The organism is Pantoea sp. B65, assembly GCF_047308185.1.
Classification (GTDB): Bacteria; Pseudomonadota; Gammaproteobacteria; order Enterobacterales; family Enterobacteriaceae; genus Erwinia.
Genome location: NZ_JAHXPU010000042.1, coordinates 19,331 through 29,992, shown reverse-complemented (window position 1 = coordinate 29,992; position 10,662 = coordinate 19,331). Strand labels below are relative to the sequence as shown.

The window sequence follows — 10,662 nt, the reverse complement described above, 5'->3', positions numbered from 1 at the left end:
TTGACTCCTTCTGCCAACTGGCTATGATATACTATGTCAAATGGCAGCAACGAGGTCGACAATGAAAACCTATACTCTCCCGGTAAAAACAGCAAAGCCCACCAGTTTATGGGTGGCGGCGAACCTGCCGAATGCCTCAGGTCCTGAGCTGCGCGGCCTGATGTCACACGGCCTGCAGGTGAGTGTCATCGATAATATCCGGGATATCGTCGGTTTCAAGAAAGAGGAATTTCTCTCCACCCTCGGCCTGAGCGCGCGCAGCATCGCTCGCCGCAAGGATCGGCTTTCGCCGATTGAGAGTGAATCCATCACCCGCTATGTCACCGCGTTTGATTTAGCGTTGTCGCTGTTCAATAACGATTATCATAAAACCATCAACTGGATGGATACTCCCGCCCGGGTGCTGGGCGGCGAAACGCCGAACCAGGCGATGAAAACCGAAACCGGCGCGCGCGACGTGATGAGCCTGATCGAGGGCATCAAGCATGGTGTGGTAATGTGATTCTGTATCGTTTTTGCCAGAAACAGTGGGTGCCGACCGCATGGAGCGGCGTGGGTGCGGTAAATAACAGTGTGGCGCGCTGGAATCTGCCTGGTACACCGATGGTTTATCTTGCTTCGTCGGTGTCACTGGCGATGCTGGAAATTCTGGTGCATGTGCAGGATGAATCGATTCTCGAATGGTATCAGCTGATGAGCATTGAAATCCCTGATGCGCGCATCGTGAAACTGGATCCGCACGATCTGCCGGCCAGCTGGAATTCAGCGGTGCCGGGACGCGCCACCAAAGAGATTGGCAGCGACTGGTTTAGCGGCGGTTCCAGTGTGGCGCTGATGGTGCCGTCAGCCATTGTGCCAATGGAGTACAATGTGCTGCTTAACAACGAACATCCCGATTTCGCCGCCTGCCTGGCGTCGGTAAAAATGCTCAGTTTCACCTTTGATCCGCGGCTGACGGTGTGATAGCGGGCGGCATCAATGCCGCCCGACAGCGGGTTAAGCGCTGCCGCGCTTTCCGGTCAGCGCCGGAAAACGCTGATGCAGCTGCGCAAACAGAGTCGCCATCTGGGTCTCCAGTGGCAGTTCCGCATGCTGCCCGGCCTTAACGGCAGCAAACACCTGATGCTTTAGAAAATGACGCCATACCACCGGCGCCGCGGCAAGAAAGGTGGTTAATAGCTGGTAACGCGCTGGCGTCCACAGCGCTTCAAAGGCCCGGCGCGCCTCGCCGACATCAAAGTGTTCAGCGGGGTCGCGTTCCGCCATCGCCGCACGCAGCTGCGCGGTGCGGGCGTAATCCACTTCATCGTTGACAATCACCACCCCGTAATCACGTTGTGCCGCCTGCAATGAGACAAAACCACAGCGAACATCACGCAATACCGCCAGCGGCTGGCGCTTGCGCGCAGCGCCATAGCCACCCGCTCCCGGCCCCTTAATGGCAATCACATCACCGGGACCGCAATGGATCACATCGGTATTGCCATGCTCAATGGTGGCGGTTGCTGAGCAGGTGCGAAACCATGAAGTGGATCCGGCACAGCCCCCCGCCGCGCCCGCCGAGGCAAATACCGAACGGTTCCGGTTACGCGCAGTAATAGTGGTGTTGGGGGAGAACACTTCAAACGCCATTTCCGTGGCCAGCCCACCGCGATACTCTCCGGCGCCGGCGCTGTCGGCCACCAGGCCATAGCGATGAAACAGTACCGGCACTTCCGCCTCATTAATTTCAATCGGGGTATTTTTCAGGAACGCGGATAGCCCACCGGAGCCGTCCGGGCCATCATGCTTCGGCGTGCCGCCTGCCCCGCCGCCGACCGGCCCCAGTGACGCCACCACCGTACGACTGTGACGATCAACGGTGCGAATATTAATGATCGAGTTGCCACCCGGTGAGTTGGCCGGTAAGCGCTGCGGCATGGCGAGGGAGAACACCCCGACGGTGGCGATCTGCGACATGGCGCAGGTCAGCGAACGCATCCCCACGGCGGCAGGGGCCTCGCAGTTCATAATGCTGCCCGGCGGCAAAATCGCCCGTGTCGGCCGCAACGTACCGGCATTCAGCAGCAGGGAGCGATCCAGCGTCGACAGAACATAGGTGACCCCGACCAGCGCCAGCGGATGGCGTTCACGCCCGCCGGTTGGCATATTCAGCGAAGACATCAGTTGCGGGTCGCTGCCAGTGTAGTCCAGCTCCAGCGTTTCGCCGCTGACCCGCAGAGTCACCGCGATACGACAGGGATAACCTCCTTCGCCATCTTCATCGGCATAGTCGGCATAGAAATAGTCGCCATCGGGAATGGTGGCGATAATCTTGCGCGCCTGTTTTTCGGCATAATCAAGAATGCCTTCAATGCCGGAGAGGAAATCCTCCACGCCAAAACGGGCAATAATTTCCTGCACCTTGCGCTCGCCAATATTCACCGAGGCGATCTGTGCATTAAAATCGCCCCAGTTCTGTTCCGGCGCGCGCACATTAAGGCGCATTATCCGCGCCACTTCTTCATTCAGCTGACCGCCGGCGATAATTTTCAGCGGCGGAATACGAATACCTTCCTGCACAATATCGGTCAGCGAACGCGACAGCGAAGCCGGCACCGCGCCCCCGACATCGGTATTATGAATATGCCCGACGACAAAACAGACAATCTCCCCCTGATGAAACACCGGTTTCCAGATATGGATATCCGGCGAGTGCGTCGCCACATTCCCGGCGTAGGAGTCATTGGTAATGCAGATATCCCCTTCCTGATAACTGTCGATCAGCGCCAGCACCGGACCATAATCAATACCGCTGTACCAGGGAGCGCCAAAACTGCGCGGCGAGGCAAAAGCCAGCCCGCTGCGACTGACAATCTGACAGGAAAAGTCCTCGGTCTCTTTCACAAAGGTGGAGTGCGCGGTGCGCATCAGGGTAAATGCCATCGCGTCGGCGGCAGCCGCACAGTAGTTGGCTAAAATTTGCAGATTACGACCATCAATCGCCATGATGTGCTCCCGGAAGCGGAGTAATAAGTAAGTTGCCAAAGCCATCGACCCTGACCTGCATCGCTGGCGGGACACAGGTGGTGCAGTCATCCTGGGCCACGATCACCGGACCGGCAAAATGATGACCGGCGCGCAGGCTGTCGCGTTTGACCACATCCACCGACCACCACTGGCCATCGATCCATGACTGCACCTGTTTTACCACCACGACGGGTTGATCGGCGTCCGGCAGACGGTTTAGGCGCGGCTTCGGCGTTGGCGACGACAACACCAGCCGCAGCGTAATAATCTGCACTGGCGCACTGGCGTCACAGTGACCAAACAGCTGGGTATGCCGGGCATCAAATGCCGCCCGCATCGCCTGCACGTCCCCCTGCTCCAGCCACTGCTGGCGCAGGGGGACTTCAATTTCAAACGACTGGCCGCGATAACGCATATCGGCGGAGAATTGCAACGTGCGCGGTAGCTGAGCACCATGTTCCCGATCCAGCCAGCCTTCCCCCTCCGCCCGTAACGCCGCGCCATGATCGATCAGCGACAGTGCCAGCGCCGCATCAATATCGGCATACAGCGTGCGGATAAAATCATTTTTAATATCGGCCACCAGCCCACCGAGCGCCGACAGCACGCCCGGCGTCGGCGGCACCACCACGCCCTTCATATTCAGTTCACGTGCAAGGAAACAGCCCATCATCGGACCGGCGCCGCCGAAAGCCAGCAACCAGAACTCACGCGGATCGATACCAAAACGCGACAGCAGGCCGCTGGTATCGCTATACATACTTGAGATCGCCAGCGCAATAATGGTTTCCGACGTCTCTTCAATGCCGATCGCCAGCGGCTGCGCCAGTTTAGCCACTGCCGCCCGCGCCGCCGCAACATCCACCTGCACCGCCTGATAGCCAAGATCGCCATGGCCAATCAGACCACAGACCGCGAAGGCATCAGTGGCAGTGGGCTGGGTACCGCCACGCTGGAAACAGACCGGCCCCGGCAGGGAACCGGCGCTGTCCGGCCCGACCTGCAATACGCCGAGCGAATCCAGCCAGGCGATGGAACCGCCGCCCTGGCCAACAGAAGTGACCGACACCGAGGGAATAAAAATCGGGAAATCGCCGATAATCTCGCCGCTGCCATATTCCGGCTTACCGTTGATGATCACCGCCACATCGGCGCTGGTACCGCCAATATCCAGGCTGAGCAACTTATCGAAACCACAGCTTTCGGCAATATAGCTGGCGCCAATCACCCCGGAGGCGGTGCCGGAAAGCACCATCTGCACACATTCCTCTTTCGCCTGGCTGACGCTCATTACGCCGCCATTGGACTTGGTGATACGCGGCGGCACCGGTACCCCCATCGCCGTCAGCGCCTGCTCAAAAGCGGCCAGATAATCGATCACTTTGGGCTGTACATAGGCATTAATGGTCGCGGTAATGGTGCGCTCATATTCACGAATAATGGGCCAGATATCAGCGGAACAGGAGGTCAGCAGCTCCGGCGCCTCCCCGGCAATAATCGCTTTCACCCGGGCTTCATTTTCGCCGTTGCGATAGCTGTGCAACAGGGATACCACGATACCTGCACAGCCTGCCGCCCGGGCCGCCGCAATCGCATCCAGCACACTTTGATGGTCGACGGCTTTCAGTATCCGACCATCACTGCCGGTGCGCTCTTTCACCGCAAACACCCGGTCGCGCGAAATTAAGGGGGCCGGACGACGCGAGAACAGGTCGTGGATATGGGGGATTTTCAGCCGTGCCAGCTCCAGCACGTCGCAGAAACCCTCGGTAGCAAACAGCGCCAGCCTGACGCCTTTACGCTGGATCACCGCATTGACCCCAACCGTGGTGCCGTGGGTAAAGTAGCGGATCTCCTGCGGGGCGATACCGTCGCGCTGCTGCAACCGGGTCAGACCGGTGATAATTTCACTGCCGGGGCTGTCCGGGCGCGACAAAACTTTCAGCGTGCGAATACTGTTGTCGCGTTCATCCAGCAGGGCAAAATCGGTGAAGGAACCGCCGATATCGACGCCAACACGGTAACTCATGGTTGCTGCTCCTGGCCGTTTGTTTTGGGATATTCCATCAGTCGTTCCGGTTGCGCCACCGTGCGCCAGCCGGCACGGCGATAGACCTCATGGGCATCATCGGTAGCCAGCATCCAGCGCCGGACGCTGTCTAATTCCGGGTGAGTCACCACCGTTTCCGCCAGCCAGCGTCCCAGGCCACGGCCACGATGTTCAGCAGCGATAATGACGTCACTCAGATAAGCAAAGCGGGTGTAATCGGTAATAATCCGGCCAAAACCGATCTGTTGCTGTTGCCAGTAAATGCCGAACGGCAGCGAGCCGGCAATCGATCGCAGCGTCATGGCGCGCGGCTGATCTTTGGCCCAGTAGCTGTTGCCGGAAAGCTGTTGGTGAATCCAGTCGAGATTGAGTTTTTCCGCATCACTACTCAGTAAATAATCATCGCGCTGCCATTCCGCCAGCTGCGGTGAAAAAGGTAAAAGCATGGTGACTCCTGGTGACTGAAATACAGACACTCAGAGTTTACGAAGTTAGCGGCGGGTGTTTTTTTCGAAGCAAGGTCATCAACAGCGGATTTATGGGGAATTTAGAGGCGAGAAAAAATTTTCTGCCGCAGCGAGGGCGGCATAACTGCCGCCTCCGGGGAAAACTAATACTCGACCTGGGTATGCCGTGATATCAGCGAGCGCAGCGGCACGCTACTTTTCATAATCGGTGACTTAATCACAATATAACTGAAGTACTTATCAATCCCCACTTTAGCATCCAGCAAACGTTCAATCACTTCCTGATAATGCTCAATACTGCGGGTAATAAAGCGCAACAAATAGTCATAACCGCCGGTGATCAGGTGACACTCCATCAGCTCATCCACTTCGCGAATGGCGTTTTCAAATTTCAGAAAATCTTCGCGCCGATGGCCTGCCAGCGTCACTTCAGTAAATACCGTCACCGAATCGGTAATTTTGGTCAGATTAATATGAGCTTCATAACCGGTAATAAAGCCCGCAGACTCAAGACGTTTTACGCGTTGTAAGCAGGGACTGGGCGAAAGCCCAACGGCGTCGGCAAGATTAACATTGCTGATGCGGCCATCTTTTTGCAATTGCACCAAAATATTGATATCGATGCGATCAAGTTTCATTAAGCCGTTCATAAAGCCCCTCATTGTGACACATTTTTGTGTGCATACCTCGATGGTATAACACGCTTTCTGGTAACTGCGCCAGCGTTACTGGCGGTTATCACATCGAGGATATTTCCGAAAATTCAATGAGGAAACAATGACTAACCTAAACGACCTGTGGCACGAGCCAGAGCAATATCAAAGATATGCAGCGCTTCTTCCAGTTGCGAATCACTGGTGACCAGCGGCGCCAGGAAACGCACGGTATTGCGGTGCAGACCGCATTTAATCAGCAATAACCCTTCCTGGCAGGCGCAGTCGAGGATCTTCTGCGTTAATGCCGCATCCGGCTTCTTACTCTCAAAATCGATGATTTCCACCGCCTGCATAAAACCGACGCCGCGTACTTCACCAATGCAGGCGTACTTATCGGCCAGCTGCCGTAAGCGCGCATTCAGTTGCGTCCCCAGCAGATTTGAACGCTCCAGCAAATTGCTATGCTCCAGCAAATCGAGCACCGCCAGTGAGGCCGCACAGGCCAGCGCATTACCGCCATAGGTCCCCCCTAATCCACCCGGCGTTGGCGCATCCATAATCTTCGCGCGTCCTACCACTCCGGAGATGGGCAGACCGCCGCCGAGGCTCTTCGCCACCGTGACCAGATCCGGCGTAATCGCCGAGTGCTCAAAACCAAACATTTTGCCGGTGCGACCAAAGCCGGTCTGGACTTCATCGCAAATCAGCAAGATGCCATGCCGCGCAGTTATTTCCCGCAGCGCCTGCATAAAACTGGCCGGCGCCGGCAGGAAACCACCGTCGCCCTGTACCGGCTCAATAATAATCGCCGCTACACGCTCGGGCAGGATCTGCACCGCAAACAGATTATCCAGTGCCGCCAGACAATCCTCTGGCGAAATATGGTGGAAAGCATTCGGATAAGGCACGCGATAAATATCACCGGGGAACGGGCCAAAATTTTGTTTATATGGCTGACTCATACCGGTTAAAGTAACACCTAATAAAGTACGGCCATGGAAAGCGCCATCAAAGGCAATAATACCCGGACGGTTGGTATAAGCGCGGGCGATCTTCACCGCATTTTCTACTGCTTCCGCACCGCTGGTAAAAAATACGCTTTTAAACGCCTCACCGGCGCCGATTAATGTATTCAGCCGCTTTGCCAGTTCAATATAACCCGGGTATGCCGCCACCTGGAAACAGGCGTGCGATACCTGATGCAGTTGCTGTGTAACCGCATTGATTACCGCCGGATGATTGTGGCCGACATTCAGTACACCGATGCCACCGACAAAATCTAAATAGCGATTTCCCTCCACATCCCAGACTTCAGAGCCCTTCCCTTTCGCAATCACCACCGGGTGAGCGGTTACCACACCGCGCGGTACATTCTCTTCGCGTGCATTCAGAAATAGTGCGTTATCAGAAAATGTTTGCTGCTCAGCCATTAAATTTTGCATCTCTCTACCTCATCGACATAACGATAATATGAGTCAAGTATCGCAATAAGCACTTTCGGTAAGCTGCCGTAATTCCTGCGGCAGCAGCATTTACTTTCGAATTCAGCGCCGATTGGTGAATTAAATTTTCACCCCAGCGTTTCGCGCACCACTTCACAGAACCAGCGCACGCCAAAAGGGATCACTTCATCATTAAAATCATAGGCGGAATGATGGAGTGGGCGGCTGTCGGCAGAGCCCAGCCACAAATAAGCGCCAGGCCGCGCCTGCAACATAAAAGAGAAATCTTCGGAGGTCAGCGCCGGTTTATGCGCTTCGCTGGCATCCAGCCCGGCATTACGCGCCGCCTGTAGCGCAATCGCCGCTTCGGGCGCACTGTTAATCGTTGCCGGATAGTAGCGGTGGTACTGTACTTCCGCCTGCAATCCGTGGGCCGCAGTGACATGTTCCGCCATCTGCCGCAGGCGCTGCTCAATCACATCCTGCACCTGCGGGTTAAAAGTACGCACCGTACCGGTAATCGTCGCTTCCGCCGGGATCATATTGTGGGAAAAGCCCCCCTGGATACGCGTCACCGTCAGCAAACCGGGTTCACAGGGGTCAACCGCACGCGCCACAATGGTATTCAGTTGCACCACCAGTTCACTGGTGGCTAATAGCGTATCCGCACTGAGATGCGGCTGAGCAGCATGACCGCCGCCGCCGGTTACGCGGATGTCGAAACGGTCGGCAGCCGCCATAATCGGCCCGGCACGGGTTTGCGCGCTGCCAGCCGGCAGCTCCGGCCAGTTATGCACCGCATATACCGCATCACAGGGGAAGCGCGTAAACAGACCGTCATCGATCATCGCTTTAGCGCCCGCCAGTCCCTCTTCGGCAGGCTGAAAAATAAAGTACACCGTGCCGTTAAAATCAGCGGATTTGGCCAGCGCTTCCGCCGCCCCCAGTAGCATCGCGGTATGGCCATCATGACCGCAGGCGTGACAGGCGCCCGGCTGGCCACTTTTCCATGGCTGACTGCCGGCATCATTCATCGGCAAGGCATCCATATCGGCGCGCAAACCAATACTGCGCTGGCTGGCGCCGCGGCGCAGTACGCCGACAACGCCCGTTTTACCCACGCCGCAATGCACCTCAATACCCTGCGCCGTCAGGAACGCCGCCACGATGGCTGCGGTACGCTGCTCGCTGAAACCCAGCTCCGGATGGGCGTGCAAATCCCGGCGCAGCGCGACTAAATGTGACCACTGCATATTAGTATCCTCTTTGTCTGTCGATCAGCCCGATCATCGGTTCACCGGACTCGAAGCGACGAATATTGGCCAGCAACGCATCGACCGCCGTTTCCGGCATCGTCTGGCTGGCAATATGCGGGGTTAACCAAATAGCAGGATGCCTCCAGAACGGATGTCCGGCGGGCAGCGGTTCCGGATCGGTTACATCGATCACCGCCGCGCTCAGTTGCTGGCTGTCCAGGGCGCTGAGCAAATCGTTATGATTCAGCTGTGCGCCGCGCCCCGCCTGTACCAGCGCCGCGCCGTGCGGCAGCTGATTAAAGCAGTCGCTATTCAGCAGCCCTTTAGTGCTGTCAGTCAGTGGTAACAGGCAGATTAAGATATCGGTGCGCGCCAGAAAATCGCCCAGTTGATCCTTTCCCGCCCAGCACTGGACGCCGTCAATCTCACGCCGGGTACGACTCCAGCCTCCACAGTCAAAACCCAGAGCCAGCAGTGGTTTCAGTACGGCTTCACCAAGACTACCCAATCCCATAACGCCGATACGACGCTTTGCCGCCGCACGCATCGGATGCGGCTGCCACTGTTGTTCGCGCTGCTGCTGCAAATAGCGCGGCATATCGCGATGCAGGCCAAGCACCGCAAAGGTGACGTATTCCACCATACCGTTAGTCAGGCCCGGTTCCACCATGCGCACCACCGGCAAATCGGCAGGCAGCCGCGCGTAGTCAAACTGATCGGCTCCGGCCCCGACGGAGAACAGCACTTTCAGATTGGGAAACTGCTGCATAATATCGGATGGGGGTTGCCAGGCGACCAGATAGTCGACGGTAGTCGGGTCACCAATATCCGGCCACTGACGGAAACTGGAGCCGGGCGCGCGTTCCGTCACCAGCGCCGCCCATTTGCGTCCGCGCTCGGGTTCAGATTTATAAACGATATTCATCAGGCCATCGCCTGGGTCATCAGCCCAAACACCCGCATGCCGCCCGCTGCGGGCTGCCAGGGTGTTCCTTTATACATGATGGTCGGCGCATCCACTTCCGCTAACCCCAGCGTGGTCAGCCACTCACCCAGCCCACTGGCGGCATCGGTATCAATACGGACAAACTGACCGCTTAATCCGCTGAGTAGCTGGCTGACCAACAGTTTTGCCTGCGACAAATCCTGCGCAATAATTGGCCCGATAGCGTAGCCATGTCCAAAGCGCCGCAAACAGGCAAACCCCGCCGGATGCTCCCCCTGCTCCAGCACCAGCACCGGCTGATCGCTGGCCAGTAATCCGGCGATCAACTGCGGGCGATACTGACCGTGGGCCTGATGATCGAGCGCCGTCAGCAGCGGCGCATCTTCAGGCTGGCCGCGCCGCAGCCGCTGATCGGCAGCCAGCGGCCAGCCGGCGATTGCCGCCAGTTGCCGGCACTGATGTTGCTCCACATTACCGCTGGCGACAAAACCCAGTTTTTCATATAACCCTTTCCCTGCCTCGGTGGCATGCAGGCGAATATGACTGCCGGACAGTTTGTCCAGCACCGCCAGCATTAGCTGCCGGCCAATACCGCGCCCCTGTGCCGCGCCATCAACCATCACCAGCCCGAGGGTGGCGTAGTCATTTCCCCAGCGCCAGCAGAGTGCGGTGCCAGTCACCCGACCGTTCTCCACGGCAACCACACCTTCACCCAGTTGCAGCGCCTGCTGCCAGTCGGCGCGACGATGCGGCCATTTCATCTGCTGAGTCAGCGCAAAGGCGCTGTCCAGGTCACCTTCATTCATCGCACGTAGTTGCATACTCATCGCTACTCC

The 10,662-nt window shown here is 57.4% G+C and carries 10 protein-coding genes; 2 read left to right on the top strand and 8 right to left on the bottom strand.

Annotation, left to right across the window (positions count from 1 at the left end; translation table 11 throughout):
* Window positions 1–61 precede the first annotated feature (61 nt).
* Entirely contained in the window at window positions 62–502 is a 441-nt protein-coding gene (locus tag JWF83_RS21500; protein WP_413652532.1) for an antitoxin Xre/MbcA/ParS toxin-binding domain-containing protein, read from the top strand.
* Window positions 499–963 (top strand): RES family NAD+ phosphorylase, encoded by a 465-nt coding sequence (locus tag JWF83_RS21495; protein WP_413652531.1) that lies wholly within the window; start codon window positions 499–501, stop codon window positions 961–963. Before JWF83_RS21500 ends, JWF83_RS21495 begins: the two co-directional genes overlap by 4 nt.
* 33 nt (window positions 964–996) lie before the next feature.
* Here the strand turns inward: JWF83_RS21495 and JWF83_RS21490 are convergent, their stop codons facing one another.
* From JWF83_RS21490 to JWF83_RS21455, 8 genes are all read right to left on the bottom strand, one after another.
* Window positions 997–2,988: a hydantoinase B/oxoprolinase family protein gene (locus JWF83_RS21490; protein ID WP_413652529.1), complete on the bottom strand. Its 1,992-nt coding sequence runs from the start codon at window positions 2,986–2,988 to the stop codon at window positions 997–999.
* Window positions 2,978–5,038 (bottom strand): hydantoinase/oxoprolinase family protein, encoded by a 2,061-nt coding sequence (locus tag JWF83_RS21485; RefSeq protein ID WP_413652527.1) that lies wholly within the window; start codon window positions 5,036–5,038, stop codon window positions 2,978–2,980. Before JWF83_RS21485 ends, JWF83_RS21490 begins: the two co-directional genes overlap by 11 nt.
* Window positions 5,035–5,505 (bottom strand): GNAT family N-acetyltransferase, encoded by a 471-nt coding sequence (locus JWF83_RS21480; protein WP_413652525.1) that lies wholly within the window; start codon window positions 5,503–5,505, stop codon window positions 5,035–5,037. Before JWF83_RS21480 ends, JWF83_RS21485 begins: the two co-directional genes overlap by 4 nt.
* Window positions 5,506–5,669: 164 nt before the next feature.
* Window positions 5,670–6,176 (bottom strand): Lrp/AsnC family transcriptional regulator, encoded by a 507-nt coding sequence (locus JWF83_RS21475; RefSeq protein ID WP_413652523.1) that lies wholly within the window; start codon window positions 6,174–6,176, stop codon window positions 5,670–5,672.
* A gap of 131 nt (window positions 6,177–6,307) precedes the next feature.
* Complete coding sequence (gene gabT, locus JWF83_RS21470) at window positions 6,308–7,624, bottom strand: 4-aminobutyrate--2-oxoglutarate transaminase (protein ID WP_413652522.1); 1,317 nt, start codon at window positions 7,622–7,624, stop codon at window positions 6,308–6,310.
* A 128-nt stretch (window positions 7,625–7,752) separates the two neighbouring features.
* Entirely contained in the window at window positions 7,753–8,877 is a 1,125-nt protein-coding gene (locus JWF83_RS21465) for a M20 aminoacylase family protein (protein WP_413652521.1), read from the bottom strand.
* A gap of 1 nt (window position 8,878) precedes the next feature.
* Window positions 8,879–9,805, bottom strand: coding sequence for a 2-hydroxyacid dehydrogenase (locus JWF83_RS21460; RefSeq protein ID WP_413652519.1), 927 nt, complete (start codon window positions 9,803–9,805; stop codon window positions 8,879–8,881).
* Window positions 9,805–10,653 carry a GNAT family N-acetyltransferase gene (locus JWF83_RS21455; protein WP_413652517.1) on the bottom strand — a complete coding sequence of 283 codons (849 nt, stop codon included), beginning with the start codon at window positions 10,651–10,653 and terminating at the stop codon, window positions 9,805–9,807. The genes JWF83_RS21460 and JWF83_RS21455 overlap by 1 nt, the downstream gene beginning before the upstream one ends.
* Window positions 10,654–10,662 lie beyond the last annotated feature (9 nt).